The organism is Acidovorax sp. PRC11 (assembly GCF_031844105.1).
Taxonomy (GTDB): Bacteria; Pseudomonadota; Gammaproteobacteria; order Burkholderiales; family Burkholderiaceae_C; genus Paracidovorax.
Genome location: NZ_JAUZUQ010000008.1, coordinates 68,604 through 84,655 on the forward strand (window position 1 = coordinate 68,604; position 16,052 = coordinate 84,655).

A 16,052-nucleotide genomic window follows, 5' to 3' on the forward strand; every position below is an offset into this window, starting at 1 on the left:
CCCATGCCGGAAAAAAATCTCAAGAGTTCGTGGGCCCTCGCCAAGCAGGCGGTGTCGTCCTGGGTCGACGACTACGCGCCCAGCATGGGCGCGGCGCTGTCGTACTACAGCGTGTTCTCGCTCGCGCCGCTGCTGGCGATCGTCATTTCCGTCGCGGGCCTGGTGTTCGGCGAGGAGGCTGCGCGCGGCGAGGTGTTCGCGCAGTTGAGCGGGCTGATGGGCGCGGACGCCGCCGCCGCGGTGGAAGAGCTGCTCAACGCGGCGGCCAAGCCGTCGACCGGCATCACGTCCGCCGTGATCGGTCTGGTGATGCTGGTGGTGGGCGCCACCACCGTGTTCGGTGAGCTGCAGGACGCGCTCGACCGCATCTGGCGGGCGCCGGTGCGTGAAGGCTCGACGGGTCTCTGGGGGCTGCTGCGCTCGCGGTTCCTGTCGTTCGGGATGATCCTCGGCATCGCCTTCCTGCTCATGGTCTCGCTGGTCATGAGCGCGGCGGTGTCGGCGCTGGGCAAGTGGTGGGCGCCCGCATTCGGCGGCTGGGAGCTGCTGGCGCAGGGGATCAACGCGGTGGTGGGATTCGCGCTCACCACCGTCGTGTTCGCGATGATCTACAAGATCATGCCGCGGGTGCACGTGCGCTGGCACGACGTGTGGCTCGGAGCGGCCATCACCGCGGTGCTGTTCACCGTGGGCCGGATGCTGATCGGGCTCTACATCGGCAAGACCGCCCTGGCCTCCGGCTTCGGTGCCGCGGGGTCGCTGGCGGTGATCTTCGTGTGGGTGTACTACTCGGCGCAGATCTTCCTGATGGGGGCGGAATTCACCTGGGTATATGCGCGCACTTTTGGATCGATGCGGGACCGGGTGGACGGCCCTCCGGCGGGCAATGCGTCTTCGGCCTCCGCGTCCCGCAGTGGTGGGCCGGGCGCCGTTCCCGATGGGCCCCGCGCCGCAGGCTCCGGGCGCGCCGCAGGCTCCGTGGCGTCCTGAGGGCCGCCGAGGGCGGCGCCACAAGCCGGCCCAGTGCCATTCCATTCAGACCCGGCACGAACGCCAGCCCAGGGCCTGGGCCGGCCACCAGCCGCTCAGCGAAACCCGTGCCTGCGCACCTCCGGCCCCTGCCCGATGCGGTGCAGCGCCTGCTGGCATTCCGCCAGGGTGCGTTCCCGCCGGGCCGCCAGCCAGCCCACGGCGAACCAGGCCTGTGGGTCGCGGCGCGCCATCTTCCGGTACAGCCCTTCAGCCACCTGCTCGTCGTTGAGGCGTCCCAGCGCATCCTGGGCGGGCTCCAGCCGGCGCAGGAATTTGCGGCCACGGCCCTGGAGTGCCGGCGCGAAGAACTCCGTGAGATAGCGCAGGCGCTTGATGCGCTTGCGCACGCCGTGCCGCGTTTCCGCCGGCAGGGCGGCAAAGCCTTTCGCTTCCTTGCCGATCTTGCGGTGCAGCCGGCGCAGGGCCTTGCGGACCGTGCGCCGCGTGCCACGGGCATCCAGCGCCGGCGGGTGCGTGCCCGTGGGCAATGGCTTCGCGGGCGCGGAAGCACCCGCGGCGGCGAAGCCCATCAGCGCGATCAGCGCGGCCTGGAATGCGCCGTCGCCCACGACCTCCTGCGCCGAGGTGGACGGCGGCTCGTGCGCTGCGATGGACGGGCCGTCGGAAGCGCGCAGGGCTTGGTCGAACGATTCCAGCACGTGCTCGCCGTCGCGCAGCTCGCCCAGGCGCCGGAACGCGGTGCGCAGCGGCGCCTGCCAGTCTGGATCGAAGCGGCCGGGCGCGAAGGCGTCGAGTTCGCGCAGGGCGGTGCGCAGCCGGCGGATGCCCACGCGCAACTGGTGCACGTGCCCATCGTCGCCGTGGCCCTGCGCGATCACGCTGGCATTGGGAAGGATCTGCTCCAGGCAGTTGCCCACCACCGCCCGCTGCAGCGCTTCGCCGCTCGGCAGGCGGTGCTTCTTCGCGCGCATCGGCACGGCCTTGGTGGCCGGTCCGGCGGCGTGGCCGGCGCGCAGACGCTCGCCGCGTTCGGCCTTGGAGACGGTGCTGACGCGCAGGCCGTGGCTGCGCGCCCAGGCGGACGCCACCTGCACGAGGGCCTTGACGGAGCCTTCCTTGAGTTCCAGCTCCAGCTCGCTGAGGGGCAGGGAGGCCTCCTCGGGCGTTCCGCGGTGCGCCACGACGCGGCCGGTGTCGAGCGCGATTTCCACCATGCCGCCGCCCTCCAGCGGCAGTTCGCGCGTCACGCGTTCGAACTCCGTGCCGTAGGTCTCGACCACGCCGGCCTTCGCGGCGGCCAGCACCTTCTCCAGCTGCCGCCCGGCGGCCGAGCCGGCATGCAGCGACGCATCGGGGCGGGGCACTTCGGCCGGATCGGCGGGGCGCGGCAGGTCCGCGTTGTGCTCTTCGCGCGCGAGCGGGCCGTCGCCCAGCGTCTTGACGGTCTGCACCCAGGTGCCGCCTTCGTTGCGCACGCGCCAGGCGATGCCGTGGCGGGCCAGATCGCCATCGGGCGTGTCGAAATAATGCGCCTGCATGCGGCGCGCGGTGAAGTGGCCCTGCTGCATGGCGGCCTCCACGCCGGCGAGGCGGTGCGGGGGGATCAGGAACTTGAATTCGGTTTCCATGGCGGCTCCTTGGAATGGGTCGGTAATGGAGGGGGGCAGGGTGCCGGATGCTATCGGCCCGGCGATGGGCTCGGCAGGTTTCCCGGCTGTGCAGCGAGGGCTTCTGCGAGATAGGGCGCGGTGCGGGAGGGCGTACAGGCGGCGGCCTCCTGCGGCGTGCCCGCGCACACGATGCGGCCCCCGGCATCGCCGGCGCCGGGCCCGACGTCGATCACCCAGTCGCAGGCCGCGACGAAGTGCATGTCGTGCTCCACGGCCACGACGGTGTGGCCCGCGCGCACCAGGGCATCCAGGTGCTGCAGCAGGCGATCGGCATCCGCCGGGTGCAGGCCGGTGGTCGGCTCGTCCAGCACGTAGAGCGTGTGGCCGCGCTGCGTGCGCTGCAACTCGGCCGCGAGCTTGATGCGCTGCGCCTCGCCGCCCGACAGCTCGGTCGCGGGCTGGCCCAGGCGCAGGTAGCCCAGGCCGATGTCCCGCAGCACCTGCAGCGGGCGCAGCACCGCAGGCTCTTCGGCGAAGGCGTCGCAGGCCGCGTCGACGGTCAGTCCCAGCACGTCGGCGATGTTCAGGCCGCTCCAGGTGATGGCGAGTGTTTGGGGGTTGTAGCGCGCGCCGTGGCAGGTGGGGCAGGGCGCGTAGGTGCTGGGCAGGAAGAGCAGTTCCACGCTGACGAAGCCCTCGCCCTGGCAGGTGGGGCAGCGCCCCTTGGCGACGTTGAACGAGAACCTGCCCGCGTCGTAGCGCTTCCTGCGCGCGGCCGGCGTGGCGGCGAACAGCTTGCGGATCGCGTCGAACAGGCCGGTGTAGGTGGCGAGGTTGGAGCGCGGCGTGCGGCCGATCGGCTTCTGGTCCACGTTCACGAGCCGCCGGACCGTGTCGACGGCGCCCGCCAGCCGGCCGGTGCAGCGCCCGTCCCCCTCCGCCGCGGTGGAGGCACCCGGGTCGTCGTCCGCGCCGATGGGCGGCGCGGCATGCGGCAGCGCGGCGTCGTCGTCCCCGGAGCCGCCCTGCGCAGCGTGCGCATCCTGCCCCAGGTGGTCCGCGACCAGCGACAGCAGCGCATGGCTCACGAGGCTGGATTTGCCCGATCCCGACACGCCGGTCACCGCCGTGAGGCAGCCCAGGGGGATGCCGGCCTGCACGCCGTGCAGGTTGTGGCAGTGCACGTCCTCCATCCGCAGCCACTCGGACGGAGTGCGGCGCTCCCGCCCGGCGCGCGCGCCGGGCTCGAACAGGTAGGGCCGGGTGCGGGAGTCCGCCACGCCCTGCAGGCCTTGCGGCGGGCCGCTGTAGAGCACGCGGCCGCCGCGCTCGCCCGCGTCGGGGCCCACGTCCACCAGCCAGTCGGCGCGGCGCATCGTGGCCACGTCGTGCTCGACGACGACGATGGAGTTTCCGGCGGCCTTCAGGCGATCGAGCGCCGCCAGCAGCGATTCGCCGTCGGCCGGGTGCAGGCCCGCCGAGGGCTCGTCGAGCACGTAGACCACGCCGAACAGCTGCGACGCCAGCTGCGTGGCGAGCCGCAGGCGCTGCAGCTCGCCCGGCGAGAGCGTCGGCGTGGCGCGGTCGAGCGACAGGTAGCCCAGGCCCAGGCCGACCAGCGCGCCCACCCGCGCCAGCAGTTCCTGCGCGATGCGCTGCGCGGCCAGGCGTTTTTCCGCGGAGAGGTGGGGCGTGCGGCGCACGTCGGGCGCGGCTGCGTGGGCGGAGCCGCCGGCCGCCACCCGGCGGGCCGTGGCGCGCGCGCGGGCGGAAGCGGGCAGCGTGCCGCCGTCGGGCTCGCCCGAATCCACCGTGCCCTCGGCGACGGGGCGCAGCACGTCGGCCAGCGCGGCAAGCGGCAGGTGCGTGAATTCGCCGATGTCCATGCCCCGGAAGGTCACGGCAAGCGCCTCCGGCTTGAGGCGCTTGCCGTGGCAGACGGGGCAGGCCTGGCCCACCATGAACTGCGCCACCCGGCGCTTCATCATCGCGCTCTGGCTGGTGGCGAAGGTCTGCATCACATAGCGCCTGGCGCCCGTGAAGGTGCCCATGTAGCTGGGCGGCTGCCCGCTCTTGCGCGCGCGCTTCACTTCCTCGCGGCTGAAGCCCGCGTACACCGGCACCGTGGGCTGCTCGTCGGTGAACAGGATCCAGTCGCGGGTCTTGCGCGGCAGGTCGCGCCAGGGCACGTCGATGTCGTGGCCCAGGGTGGTGAGGATGTCGCGCAGGTTCTGCCCCTGCCAGGCCGTGGGCCAGGCGGCGACGGCGCGCTCGCGCAGGGTGAGCGAATCGTCCGGCACCATGGACGCTTCCGTCACCTCGTACACGCGCCCGAGGCCGTGGCAGTGCGGACAGGCGCCCTGCGGCGTGTTGGGCGAGAAATCTTCCGCATACAGCATCGGCTGGCGTGCAGGGTAGTGGCCGGCGCGCGAATACAGCATGCGCACCAGGCTGGAGATGGTGGTCACGCTGCCCACCGACGAGCGCGCGCTCGGCGTGCCGCGCTGCTGCTGCAGCGCCACGGCCGGCGGCAGGCCCTCGATCGCATCGACCTGCGGCACGCCCACCTGGTCAATCAGGCGCCGCGCATAGGGCGCGACCGATTCGAAATACCGGCGCTGCGCTTCGGCATAGATGGTGCCGAAGGCGAGCGAGGACTTGCCGGAGCCGGAGACGCCGGTGAACACGACGAGCGCGTTGCGCGGGATGCGCACGTCCACGTTCTGAAGGTTGTGTTCGCGTGCGCCGCGCACTTCGATGAACCCGTCGAAGTCGGTGTCGTCGGGCGAGGGCACTGCAGGGGGCGTCTTGGGAGGGGTTTTCATTGCCGCGGAGCATGGCCCGCCGGCAGCTGGCGAGGTGTAGGCGCGGTCCCGATATTGCCCGCAGCCAACGTCCGCTTTCTCGATCGTGCCCTTGAAAACATCCATTGACCATCCATATGGATGGTAATAGGATGGCCCATGACTTCGCTTCCCACTGCCCCGCGCCCAACCAAACCGGGCGATTCCGAAAAGATCACCATCAACCTCGGGTACGTCGATCTCGGCCATATCGATCTGTTGGTGGCCGAGAGCTTCTACGGCAACCGCACGGATTTCATCCGCACGGCGATCCGCAACCAGCTCGCGGTGCACGCCGACGCGCTGCGGCAGGTGGTGGCCCGCAAGATGCTGGTGCTGGGCCTGCAGCGCTTCTCGGCAGCCGATCTGGAGGCCGCGCGCGCGGCGGGCCAGCGGCTGCAGATCCGCGTGCTCGGCCTGGCCACCATCGATCCGGACGTCACCCCCGAGCTGGCGCTGGCCACCATCGAGTCCCTCACCGTGCTCGGCGCACTGCAGGCCAGCAGTGCCGTGAAAACCGCGCTGGCCGGACGCATCCATTGACCCCTTCCCCCCCACGAAAGCCCCCTGTGAACCCACTTTTTCAGCAATTGATGGCCGATGCCGCGCGCTCCACGCGCGGCGGCCGGCTCGGCGAAGCCACCGAGGCCATCCAGCGCGCGCTGCGCGGGGCGGCCGCCCAGGCCCAGGCGGCGGCTTCCGCGGCCGCAGCGGGTTCGGCTCCGGCATTCCGGAGCGCCCCGGTGCCGTCGGCGAACCCGATGGTGCTCGACGGCCTGGTGCGCGAGGTGCGGGAGCAGGACGGGGCGGGCGAAGTCCACGCGGAGCCGGGACCTGCGGGCACGGCGACGTCCTGCAAGGTAAGCGGCGAGCGCTGGCAGGCCGGCAGCTTCAGCCACCAGAACCGCACGCTCGCCTACCGGCTCTACCTGCCGCCGGACGCACCGGGCGACGGCGCGCCGCGGCCGATGGTGGTCATGCTGCACGGCTGCACCCAGCACGCGGAGGATTTCGCGGCGGGCACGCGCATGAATGCGCTCGCGCGGGAGCTCGGCGTGGTGGTGCTCTACCCGGAGCAGACGCAGCATGCCAATGCCCAGAAATGCTGGAACTGGTTCAAGCCGCAGCACCAGCGGCGCGGGCGCGGCGAGCCGGCGGTGATCGCCGCCCTGGCGCGCTCGATCGCCACCAAACACCATGTGGACCCGGCGCGGGTGTATGTCGCGGGCCTGTCCGCGGGCGGCGCGATGGCGGACGTGGTCGGGCACTGCTACCCGGACGTGTTCGCTGCCGTGGGCGTGCATTCCGGACTGCCGTACGGTTGCGCGGCGGACGTCGGCTCGGCGCTGTCGGCCATGCGCAGCGGCCCGGGGCCGGCAGGGGCCGGCACGGCAGGATCGCGCGGCACGGCACTGCCCACCATCGTGTTCCACGGCGATGCGGACGGCACCGTCCACGTCCGCAACGCGGAGGCATTGGTGGAGGCGCTGCGCAATGGCCCAGGGCAGGGCGCTGGCGCAGCAGCAGCCCCACGCGTGACTCGGGGCCAGTCCAGCCGCGGCGCGCGGCACACGCGCAGCGTCTATACGGATGCGGCCGGCCGCGACGCGCTCGAATACTGGCAACTGCACGGCGCCGGCCATGCCTGGTCGGGCGGCAGCGCCAGCGGCAGCTACACGGACCCGTCCGGCGCGGATGCGAGCGCGGAGATGCTGCGCTTCTTCCTTGCCCATCCGCGTGCGGCAGGCTGACCGGGCGCCGCTGCCTGCTGCGCGACACCTCCCCTGGATACTGGCACGCCGCATGGGGGCTTCGGAGCCAACGGACCGGATCGTGCCTACACTGCCAGCCATGACCTCCCTGGTTTGCGCCTTCGCCACCCTGGCCGCTCTGCTGCACGCAGCGGCCGGCGCGCGAGCGGCCGCCAAGCGGATGCGCCGCCCGCTCCTTCCCGCACATTCCTGAGCCCGGCGGCCCCCTCCCTTCCCCCCTTCACCGTTCCTCTTGCGCAACCCTCCGCCGCCGGGCTCCTGCCTTGCGCGAACGAACGCGGTCGTCCTCCTGTGCTGAACAGCAGCGGGCGGCCACACCCCACCAAGGAGTGCCTTCCCATGCATGCAGCGGTCCAGGTCCAGGTTCAGGTTCACGGCGAGCGCGTGCTCACCGATCTCGATTTCGCGCGCCTGTCGCGCCTCGCGGGCCAGCAGCCCGCGCCCCCGTCGCTGGCGGATCTGCTGGAGAACGCGGACGTCACCAGCTCCCGCACCGTGGAGGCGGACGTGGTCACGATGTACTCGCGCGTGGAACTGGTGGACACCGCGACCGGCGCCCGCCAGGTGCTGACGATCTGCTATCCGCGGGATGCGGATCTCGCGGCGGGTTTCGTCTCGGTGCTGTCGCCCGTGGGCAGCAGCCTGCTGGGCCTGCGCGTCGGGCAGACCGCGCGGTGGAGCACGCCGCGCGGCGAGGCCTGCGAGGCCACCGTGGCCGGCATACAGCACCAGCCCGAGGCCGAGGGCGACTACCTGCGCTAGGAGCGCCTCATGCCACCGACCACGCGAAGACGGCCAGCGCGATGAACACCGTCTCGCCGAGCAGCAGCACCACCGGACGCCAGCCCAGCTGCATCAGGTCGGAGAAGTGCGTCTTGATGCCGGCCGCGCCGATCGCCGCGACCAGCAGCCAGCGCGAGGTCCCGTTCGCGGCCGCCGCGGTGGCGGGGCCGATCACGCCCAGCGACGTGAGCGCCACGAAGAACAGGAACCACAGCAGGAACGGCGGGAACGCGGGCACGCGCGCGCCGAGGGACGCGGCCGCCCGGTCGCGGTAGAGCACCGCGATCACCGCCACGATCGGCACCAGCAGCGCGACGCGGAACAGCTTCACGATCGTGGCCGTCTCGCCGGCCTCGGGGCCGAGGATGAGGCCTGCCGCCACCACCTGGGCGATGTCGTGGATGGTGCCGCCCAGGAAGATGCCCGCGGCCTGCGGGGGCGCGTGCAGCGCGGTGAGCAGCAGCGGATACAGCACCATCGCGAGTGTGGACAGCAGCGTCACCCCGACCACGGCGAGCAGCGTGAAGCGCTCGTTCTCCTTCGTCGGCGGCAGCGCCGCGGCCACCGCCAGCGCCGCCGATGCGCCGCAGATGCCGACCGCGCAGCCGGACACCACGCCCTCTTCGCGCGGGCGCCGCATGGCCTTCGCCAGCACGATCCCGAACACGATCGTTCCCACCACTGAACACACGATGCCGATGCCGGTGGCGAGCCCCAGGCGGGCCACCTGGTCCACCGTGATGCGCGCGCCCAGCAGCGCCACGCCGCAGCGCAGCCCCGTGCGTGCACAGGCCGCCACACCCGCCGACACGCGCGGCACGTTCGCCAGGAAGTTGCACGCCAGCCCGATCAGCAATGCATAAAGCAGTTGCGGGCCGCCGTGGTGTTCGGCGATGAACGTGGCGGCGAGCGCGATCACGGCGCACACGAGGATGCCGGGCCACAGCGCGGCGGCATGGGAGGCGGCCGGGCCGAAGGCGAGGCGCTGGCGCAGCGCGGTAGGGCTATATGACTTCATCGAAGAAAAGCATATGTTTTTCGCATAAGGCAAAAAACGGATAATTCCGCTCGATATGACCCAAAAATCAGGTCAACAAAGCGAGCGAGTGCGGTTCACCTTCCGGCAGCTGGAGGTGTTCCTCGCGACCGCGCACGACGGCTCCACGCGCGCCGCGGCGGAGCGCATCGCCCGCTCCCAGTCGGCGGCCAGCAGCGCCCTGGTGGAGCTGGAATCCCTGCTCGGCGTGCCGCTGTTCGACCGGGTCGGGCGCCGTCTGGTGCTCAACGAGAACGGCCGCGCCTTCCTGCCGCGCGCCGCATCGCTGATGGAAGCCGCCGGCGAACTGGAGCACCTCTTCAGCGGCCGGCATGCCGCGCCCCTGCGCGTGGCCGCGAGCATGACCATCGGCGAACACATCCTGCCCCCGCTGCTCGCGCGCTGGAAGGTCTCGCATCCGCACAGCGCGGTGCAGCTGCGCATCGCCAACACCACCGGCGTGCTCGCGGCCGTGGCGGCCTTCGATGCCGACATCGGCTTCATCGAGGGCCCGCAGACGCATGCGGACCTGCTCGTGCGCGAATGGATGACCGACGAGATGGTGATCGTGGCCGCGCCTGCCCACCCGCTCGCGGGCCGCGCCGCCGTTCCCCGCGCCGCCCTGCGCGCCGCCCGCTGGGCCCTGCGCGAGCGCGGCTCCGGCACGCGCGAAGCGGCCGACCGCTGGCTGCTCGCCCAGCTGGGCCAGGTGCAGATCGATTTCGAGCTGGGCACGCCGGAGGCCCTCAAGGCCCTGGTGGCCGCGGGCGACGCCCTCGCCGTGCTGCCGCGCCACAGCGTGGCGGCGTCCCTGGCGCGCGGCGAACTGGCGGAACTGCCGACCGCGCTGCCGCGCGCGGCGCGCGTGCTGGCGGTGGTGACGCACCGCGAGCGGCGGCTGGGGGCGGGGGGCGAGGCGTTCCTGCGGTATTGCTTTGGGGTGCAGGACTGCGAACTTCCGTGCTGAGCCCGGTTGCAGTCCCCTTCACGCCGATCAGCGTGCAGCCGGCCCCTGGAACGTCTTCGTGCTGTACCACTCCCGCGGCAGCCGCTTGAGCACCGGCAACCCCGTCGCCCCATCCTTCCCCTGCTTCTCGATGTAGCTGAAGAACACATCCGCATCCAGCACCCCGATATCCAGCCGCCGCGCCGCAGGCACCGCAGCCAGCGTCTTGTACCCATCGCCGCCGGTGGCATTGAAGCTCAGCACGAACAGCTTGTACGTCTTCGTGGCGTTGAGCGGCTCCCACGCGCCGGAAGCCGCGTTGCGCACTTCGATGCCGGAGACGCGCTGGCCGGCCGCGGCAGCGGCGTTCACGTCGAAGCGCAGGCCGCCGGTGTAGGGATACGGGCCGGTGGAGCCGCCGGTGCCGAAGACGGCTTCCATGCCGTCTTCCAGCATGGCCTTCACTTCCGTGCCGGTCACGTCGAGGCGGAAGAGCATGTTGCCGAAGGGCAGCACCTGGATGACCTGGGCGGCCGAGACGGTGCCCTGCAGGGGGATGCGCACGCCGCCGCCGCTCTGCAGCGAGATGTCGGCGCCGCCGTAGCGGGTGTTGGCCACGTCGAGGTACGCCTGGGCGACGAGTTGCTGGATGTCGCCGCCGCGCGCGCCCACGCTGCCTTCGGCGTTGCAGGCGGCGCTGGAACGGCTGTAGTCGGAGGAGCCGGCGCCGCCGGGCACGCGGCGGGAGCACAGTTCCTCGGGCGCCACGGCGACCTGGGTGCGGTTGAAGACGGCCACGCGGTCCTTGAAGGGCTGCAGGGTGGCGGTGGCCGCGGTGGAGGGCTGGGTCACGCGCAGGAAGCCGCTGGCGGCCACGCTGGCCTGCAGGGCTTTCGCTTCGGCCTCCGTCGGGGCCTTGCCGCCGAGGGTGAAGGTGTCGCCGATCAGCACGTGCGGGGTGCCGGCGCACTGGGTGACGTTGCCGTCGGCGTCGAAGCTCACCTTCAGCTCGCCCACCACCTGGGCGTACTCCCAGGCCTGCACGATGCAGACCGTGCGGCCGTCCTTGTCGGTGGTGCGCGTCGGGTAGGTACCGCCGGGCGTGCCCACGCCGGTGGCCTTGAGCGCGTCCGGGCCGAGCAGGGTGTGCGAATCGGCGCCCACCACCACGTCCACGCCCGAGAGCCTGGGCACGATCTGGCGGTCGGCGTCGTAGCCGATGTGGCTCATGAGCACGATCTTGTTGATGCCCTGGCCGCGCAGGCGGTCGATCTCGCGCTGGGCGGCGGTGGCTTCGTCCTCGAAGGTGGTGTCCGGGTCGGGGCTGGAGGAGGCCTTGGTCTTGCCGGCGACGGTGAGGCCGACGATGCCGATCTTCTGGCCGGAGCGTTCCACGACGGTGGAAGCCTGAACGGCGCCCGGTGCCTTGGCGGCATTGAGCGCGGAGCCGGCGCCGAAGCGCACGTTGGCGCTCAGCGCGGGCGTCTGGCAGGGGCCCTTGTGCAGCAGGTCGAGGAAGTTCTTCAGGCCCGTGTCACCCTTGTCGAACTCGTGGTTGCCGAGCGTGAAGGCATCGAAGCAGACGGTGTTCATCAGGGCCGCATCGGCCTCGCCGTCGGCACCCGCGCGGTTGAAGTACAGCGTGCCGGTGAGGGCGTCGCCCGCGTGCAGCTTGAGCACGTTGGGCGAGCGCCTGGAGAGCTCGTCGATCGCCGCGGTGACGCGCGGGAAACCGCCCGCGTCCACGGCCACGGCGACCGGCGCGGACCCGCCCGCGGAAAGCTGCAGTGTCTTGGTTTTGGATTCCAGCGTGGAGTGGTGGTCGTTGACGTGCAGGATGGTGAGTTCCATCGGCTGGCCGCCCAGGCCGCCGCCCCCCGATCCCCCGCCGCCGCAGGCCGCCAGCAGGGCGGCCGTGGTCACCAGCGCGCCGCCCAGCGCGGCGCGCCGCACACCCCTGTTGCTTCTCCACACCTTGGCCACCATGAGGCTCTCCTTCGTTGCGTGTTGTTTGACAAAAGCACGCATGCTTGCGGCGCCGCATGACAACGCGATGAATGGGCGGTCGACGGGGAGGTGCTTTGGTGCGCGGGCGCAGGCACACTCCGGGGTATCCGCGATTCCTCCGCTTGCCATGGCCGCGCCTCCATCCGCCGCATCCTCCCCTTCCCGTTCGCCTTCCCTGTCGGGCACCGACTTCCCTCCCGTCCTCTGCACCGTGGACGTGGTGCTGCTCACCCTCCAGGGCGGGGCGCTGCATGCCGTGCTGCTGCGGCGCGAGGAGGGGCCGCACGAGGGCGCGTGGGCGCTGCCGGGCGGCTTCATCCATGCGCAGGAAGACGGCACGGCCTGGGACGCGGCGGCCCGCGTGCTGCGCGAGAAGACCGGCATCGAGAGCCCCTACCTGGAACAGCTCGCGACCTATTCCGGGGCGCGGCGCGATCCGCGCGGCTGGTCGGTATCGATCGTCTATTGCGCGCTGGTGCCGGTGGAGCTGCTGGCCGGGGAGCGCGGCGGCGCCGTTGGCGAAGGCACCGGCGCCCGGTGGCAGATGGCGCCGGTGGGCGCGCTGCCGGCCCTGGCCTTCGACCACGCCGACATGGTGGGGCTGGCCGTGGCGCGGGTGCGTTCCAAGAGCCAGTACTCGTCGCTGCCGGTGTATTTCTGCGGGGAGCGCATGACGCTGCCGCAGTTGCAGTCGGTGTACGAGGCGGTGCTCGGCGAGCCGGTGAACAAGGTGAGCTTCCGGCGCAAGATCGACGAGCTGGGCATGCTGGAGCCGGTGGAAGGGCTGCTGGAGTCCGGCGCGGCGCACCGGCCGGCGCAGGTGTACCGGTTGCGGGAGGAGTTCCGGCGGTCTCTGTCCGTGGTGGCGCGGGGGCTGAACAGCTAGAGCGGTTCACTCTCGGGATGGCTGTTGGGCCCTGGCGCTGTGGGGCCACCCAGGCCTTCCTAGAATGCGGGCACGATGTCCGCCGGCCTGCCTCCGTCCTCTGTCTCCGCTCCGCCGTTCCCCGTGCCGCTGCGTCCGGAATGCCCGCCGGGCGTGTGCAATTGCGACCTGCAGGCGCTGCTGGAATCGCCGGAGGCCGACCGCCGGGTGCTGCGCCTCACGCGCGAGGAGGAAAAGCGCCTCGTGCAGCGGCTGGAGACCATCGAAAGCCTGGCGGACCTGCGGCGCATCGAGGGCCGTCTGGAGGAGCAGCTGGGTATCCGCCTCGGCATCTCGCAGGGCGCGAGCGAGGTGCGCACGCTGCGCGGCATCGCGATCCTGGTGCACGAGCAGCGCGGGCTGTGCCGCAAGACGCGGCAGGCGATCGCGGCAGCCATCCGGCGTGGCATGGAGCGGCGGCCGGAGATCGCCTTCGCGCTGCTGGACGAGGGCGGGCTGTTCGGCTGACGCGTGCCGACGGCCCCGGCGCTGCCTGCGTCTCTAGCACGATGCGCAATTCCCCGTGCGAGCACGGACACGCGGCCGTTCCTACACTCGGCCGTTCCTGAAACCCTCTACCCAACAACCAGGACCGATCCCATGGAATTGCTCGACGTACTGCAGTGGCGCTATGCCACGAAGAAGATGGACCCCGCCCGCGCCGTGCCGCAGGACAAGGTGGACCGCATCGTGGAGGCCGCCCGGCTGGCGCCCACCTCCAGCGGCCTGCAGCCCTTCGAGATCGTCGTGGTGACGAACCCCGACGTGCGCGCCCGCATCCGCGAGGTGGCGTGGAACCAGGCCCAGGTGACGGACGGCTCGCACCTGCTGGTGTTCGCCGCGTGGGACGACTACACGGCAGAGCGCATCAACGCGATGTTCGACTACACCAACGAGGTGCGCGGCTTCCGCAACGAAGGCTGGGAGAACTACCGCAACATGCTGCTCGGCTCGTACCCGCAGCGCGGCGCGGAAGTGAACTTCCAGCACGCCGCGCGGCAGGCGTACATCGGTTTCGGCGCGGCGATCATCGCCGCGGCGGCCGAGCAGGTGGACAGCACGCCCATGGAAGGCTTCCAGCCCGAGGCGGTGGACGAGATCCTGGGCCTGCGCGCGCGCGGCCTGCGCAGCGTGCTGCTGCTGCCGCTGGGCTACCGCCAGCCCGAGGGCGACTGGCTGGTGAACCTGGAGAAGGTGCGCCGCCCGCGCGGCGAATTCGTCTCCGAAGTGCGCTGAATCTCTGACGAGGTCGGCGGCGGCGACGGCGGCATGCACTGCTGCCGCCGTCGCTGTCGCCGCCCGGTCAGAACAGCCGGCGCACCAGTGCGATCAGGGCCAGTGCCAGCCCGGCGAGGGCCGCCACGGCGCGCAGCGCCCGCTCGCGGTGCTCGCGCCAGTGCGCGTTCAATCCCATCTCCTGCAGTACCTGGGGCACGCGGCCATGCACCAGGTCCTGTACCAGGCCTTCCAGCACGTTCACGCGGTCGGCCAGCAACAGCAGCAGCCAGTGGCGCACGTCGCTCTCGCTCAGGCGGAAGGCCAGCCGGCGCAGCATGCCGCTCGCGCCCGAGGGCGGCACGGTGGTGCCGAAAACGGGCGTGAGCCCGGGGCGCTCGATGGAGTGCAGCACCTCCACCGTGGGGACCTGTGCTTCGGGTTGGTCCCAGGGCACGTCGAGGCGCGGCGGGGTGCGCTCGCGCGGCACGGCGGGGCGGTTCTCGCGGCGCAGGTCGGCACCCCAGCCGGGGATGTTCGCGGCGTCGGCGCGGGCGCGCGGGCCCGGCGGGGTCGCGTCGATGTGGATGGTGGCGGTGGTCATGCGGGTGTCCTTTCTCTTGGCTCTTTCTTCGCGGGCGATGCGGTGGCTCTGGCTTAGGCCGCGGACGGCACGATCACGGGCTTGATGCAGCCGTCCAGCTTGCTGGAGAAGGTGTGGTAGGCCTCGGCGATGTCCTCCAGCGCGAAACGGTGGGTGATGATTTCGCGGGGCTTGATGCGCCCGGCCTGGATGTGCTCGATGAGCCGGGGCAGGTGGCGCTTCACGCTGGCCTGGTTCATGCGCAGCGTGAGGCCCTTGTTCACGGCATTGCCGATGGGCACGGCGTTGAAGGTGGGACCGTACACGCCGACGATCGACACGGTGCCGCCCTTGCGCACGGAGTTGATGCACCAGTGCAGCACCGTGGCCGCGCCGCCCTGCAGCTTGAGCCGCACGCCCGTGAGCGATTGCGCGAACGAGCCTGCGGCTTCGCAGCCCACGGCGTCGATGCAGACGTCGGGGCCGAGGCCGTCGGTCATCTGCTTGAGATGCACCGCCATGTCGCGCACGCTCTTGAAGTCCACCGTTTCGCAGGGTGCGTACTGGCGCACGAAGTCGAGGCGGTATTCGACGTGGTCCACCACGATCACGCGCCCGGCGCCGAGCAGCCAGGCGCTGCGCGCCGCGAAGATGCCCACGGGCCCGGCGCCGAACACCACGACGGTGTCGCCCTCCTGGATGTCGCCCATCTCTGCGGCCTGGTAGCCGGTGGGCAGCGCATCGGTGAGCAGCACCGCGTCGTCCAGGTCGAGGTCCGACGGGATGACCTGGGGCCCGACGTCGGCGAGCGGCACGCGCACGTACTGCGCCTGACCGCCGTCGTAGCCGCCGGTGGTGTGCGAATAGCCGTAGATGCCGCCCACGGCCGTGGCCTCCGGGTTGGTGTTGTGGCAGTTGCTGTACAGCTCCTTTTGGCAAAAGTAGCACGAGCCGCAGAAGATGTTGAAGGGCACCAGCACGTGGTCGCCGGGTTTCAGGTGGCGCACCGAGGGCCCCACGGCCTCGACGACGCCGGTGAACTCGTGGCCGAAGGTCGTGCCCACGCGGGTGTCGGGGACGAGGCCGTGGTACAGGTGCAGGTCCGATCCGCAGATGCACGAGCGTGTGACGCGCACGATGGCGTCGTTGGGATGTTCGATGTCGGGCTCGGCCTTGTGCGATGCGCGCACGCGGTAGGGGCCGCGGTAGTTCATTGCCAGCATGGAGGGTGTCTGCCTTTCGCGAAGTCGTGGCGCGAAAAACAAACGTCCGCGCTCCGGGGCATCTTGCGGAGCGCCTGCGCGGCGGTAATGTAGGACGGGCGAACGCTTACGAATCC

Annotated in this window: 14 protein-coding genes; 8 read left to right on the plus strand and 6 right to left on the minus strand. The window is 71.4% G+C overall.

Annotated elements, in window-relative coordinates:
• Positions 1–3 precede the first annotated feature (3 nt).
• Positions 4–990, plus strand: a complete 987-nt coding sequence (locus tag Q9R47_RS11185; RefSeq protein WP_311233271.1) for a YihY/virulence factor BrkB family protein — start codon at positions 4–6, stop codon at positions 988–990.
• Positions 991–1,085: 95 nt separating this feature from the next.
• Here Q9R47_RS11185 and Q9R47_RS11190 read toward each other — a convergent pair whose 3' ends face one another.
• Together Q9R47_RS11190 and Q9R47_RS11195 are read right to left on the minus strand one after the other, a co-directional pair.
• Entirely contained in the window at positions 1,086–2,621 is a 1,536-nt protein-coding gene (locus Q9R47_RS11190; RefSeq protein ID WP_311233272.1) for a CHAD domain-containing protein, read from the minus strand.
• A gap of 50 nt (positions 2,622–2,671) precedes the next feature.
• Positions 2,672–5,428: an excinuclease ABC subunit UvrA gene (locus tag Q9R47_RS11195; RefSeq protein WP_311233273.1), complete on the minus strand. Its 2,757-nt coding sequence runs from the start codon at positions 5,426–5,428 to the stop codon at positions 2,672–2,674.
• A 138-nt stretch (positions 5,429–5,566) separates the two neighbouring features.
• Between Q9R47_RS11195 and Q9R47_RS11200 the strand changes: the two genes are divergently transcribed.
• From Q9R47_RS11200 to Q9R47_RS11210, 3 genes are all read left to right on the plus strand, one after another.
• Positions 5,567–5,989 (plus strand): CopG family transcriptional regulator, encoded by a 423-nt coding sequence (locus Q9R47_RS11200; RefSeq protein WP_311233274.1) that lies wholly within the window; start codon positions 5,567–5,569, stop codon positions 5,987–5,989.
• 26 nt (positions 5,990–6,015) lie between these two features.
• Positions 6,016–7,197, plus strand: a complete 1,182-nt coding sequence (locus Q9R47_RS11205) for a PHB depolymerase family esterase (protein WP_311233275.1) — start codon at positions 6,016–6,018, stop codon at positions 7,195–7,197.
• Between the two features lie 360 nt (positions 7,198–7,557).
• Entirely contained in the window at positions 7,558–7,980 is a 423-nt protein-coding gene (locus Q9R47_RS11210; protein WP_311233276.1) for a GreA/GreB family elongation factor, read from the plus strand.
• A gap of 7 nt (positions 7,981–7,987) precedes the next feature.
• Here the strand turns inward: Q9R47_RS11210 and Q9R47_RS11215 are convergent, their stop codons facing one another.
• Entirely contained in the window at positions 7,988–9,019 is a 1,032-nt protein-coding gene (locus Q9R47_RS11215; RefSeq protein ID WP_311233277.1) for a putative sulfate exporter family transporter, read from the minus strand.
• 55 nt (positions 9,020–9,074) lie between these two features.
• Between Q9R47_RS11215 and Q9R47_RS11220 the strand changes: the two genes are divergently transcribed.
• Entirely contained in the window at positions 9,075–10,004 is a 930-nt protein-coding gene (locus Q9R47_RS11220; protein ID WP_311233278.1) for a LysR family transcriptional regulator, read from the plus strand.
• A 27-nt stretch (positions 10,005–10,031) separates the two neighbouring features.
• On the opposite strand, the gene Q9R47_RS11225 is transcribed toward Q9R47_RS11220, so the two are convergent.
• Positions 10,032–11,969, minus strand: coding sequence for a 5'-nucleotidase C-terminal domain-containing protein (locus Q9R47_RS11225; RefSeq protein WP_311233279.1), 1,938 nt, complete (start codon positions 11,967–11,969; stop codon positions 10,032–10,034).
• Positions 11,970–12,117: 148 nt separating this feature from the next.
• Between Q9R47_RS11225 and Q9R47_RS11230 the strand changes: the two genes are divergently transcribed.
• The 3 genes from Q9R47_RS11230 to Q9R47_RS11240 all read left to right on the plus strand — a co-directional run bounded on the left by Q9R47_RS11230 (position 12,118) and on the right by Q9R47_RS11240 (position 14,151).
• Entirely contained in the window at positions 12,118–12,876 is a 759-nt protein-coding gene (locus Q9R47_RS11230) for an NrtR DNA-binding winged helix domain-containing protein (protein WP_311233280.1), read from the plus strand.
• 75 nt (positions 12,877–12,951) lie between these two features.
• On the plus strand, positions 12,952–13,383 hold the full coding sequence (locus Q9R47_RS11235; RefSeq protein WP_257080552.1) for a hypothetical protein: 432 nt from the start codon (positions 12,952–12,954) through the stop codon (positions 13,381–13,383).
• Positions 13,384–13,515: 132 nt separating this feature from the next.
• Positions 13,516–14,151, plus strand: coding sequence for an NAD(P)H-dependent oxidoreductase (locus Q9R47_RS11240; RefSeq protein ID WP_311233281.1), 636 nt, complete (start codon positions 13,516–13,518; stop codon positions 14,149–14,151).
• A 67-nt stretch (positions 14,152–14,218) separates the two neighbouring features.
• Here Q9R47_RS11240 and Q9R47_RS11245 read toward each other — a convergent pair whose 3' ends face one another.
• A complete protein-coding gene (locus Q9R47_RS11245) occupies positions 14,219–14,734 on the minus strand; it encodes a hypothetical protein (RefSeq protein ID WP_311233282.1) in 516 nt (171 codons plus the stop codon).
• Between the two features lie 53 nt (positions 14,735–14,787).
• On the minus strand, positions 14,788–15,936 hold the full coding sequence (locus Q9R47_RS11250; protein WP_311233283.1) for a zinc-dependent alcohol dehydrogenase: 1,149 nt from the start codon (positions 15,934–15,936) through the stop codon (positions 14,788–14,790).
• Positions 15,937–16,052 lie beyond the last annotated feature (116 nt).

Bases quoted from the DNA above. Each gene is read 5' to 3' on its own strand.
- Q9R47_RS11185 (WP_311233271.1), top strand. From the start codon at position 4: ATGCCGGAAAAAAATCTCAAGAGTTCGTGGGCCCTCGCCAAGCAGGCG.
- Q9R47_RS11190 (WP_311233272.1), bottom strand. From the start codon at position 2,621: ATGGAAACCGAATTCAAGTTCCTGATCCCCCCGCACCGCCTCGCCGGC.
- Q9R47_RS11195 (WP_311233273.1), bottom strand. From the start codon at position 5,428: ATGAAAACCCCTCCCAAGACGCCCCCTGCAGTGCCCTCGCCCGACGAC.
- Q9R47_RS11200 (WP_311233274.1), top strand. From the start codon at position 5,567: ATGACTTCGCTTCCCACTGCCCCGCGCCCAACCAAACCGGGCGATTCC.
- Q9R47_RS11210 (WP_311233276.1), top strand. From the start codon at position 7,558: ATGCATGCAGCGGTCCAGGTCCAGGTTCAGGTTCACGGCGAGCGCGTG.
- Q9R47_RS11215 (WP_311233277.1), bottom strand. From the start codon at position 9,019: ATGAAGTCATATAGCCCTACCGCGCTGCGCCAGCGCCTCGCCTTCGGC.
- Q9R47_RS11220 (WP_311233278.1), top strand. From the start codon at position 9,075: ATGACCCAAAAATCAGGTCAACAAAGCGAGCGAGTGCGGTTCACCTTC.
- Q9R47_RS11225 (WP_311233279.1), bottom strand. From the start codon at position 11,969: ATGGTGGCCAAGGTGTGGAGAAGCAACAGGGGTGTGCGGCGCGCCGCG.
- Q9R47_RS11230 (WP_311233280.1), top strand. From the start codon at position 12,118: ATGGCCGCGCCTCCATCCGCCGCATCCTCCCCTTCCCGTTCGCCTTCC.
- Q9R47_RS11235 (WP_257080552.1), top strand. From the start codon at position 12,952: ATGTCCGCCGGCCTGCCTCCGTCCTCTGTCTCCGCTCCGCCGTTCCCC.
- Q9R47_RS11240 (WP_311233281.1), top strand. From the start codon at position 13,516: ATGGAATTGCTCGACGTACTGCAGTGGCGCTATGCCACGAAGAAGATG.
- Q9R47_RS11245 (WP_311233282.1), bottom strand. From the start codon at position 14,734: ATGACCACCGCCACCATCCACATCGACGCGACCCCGCCGGGCCCGCGC.
- Q9R47_RS11250 (WP_311233283.1), bottom strand. From the start codon at position 15,936: ATGCTGGCAATGAACTACCGCGGCCCCTACCGCGTGCGCGCATCGCAC.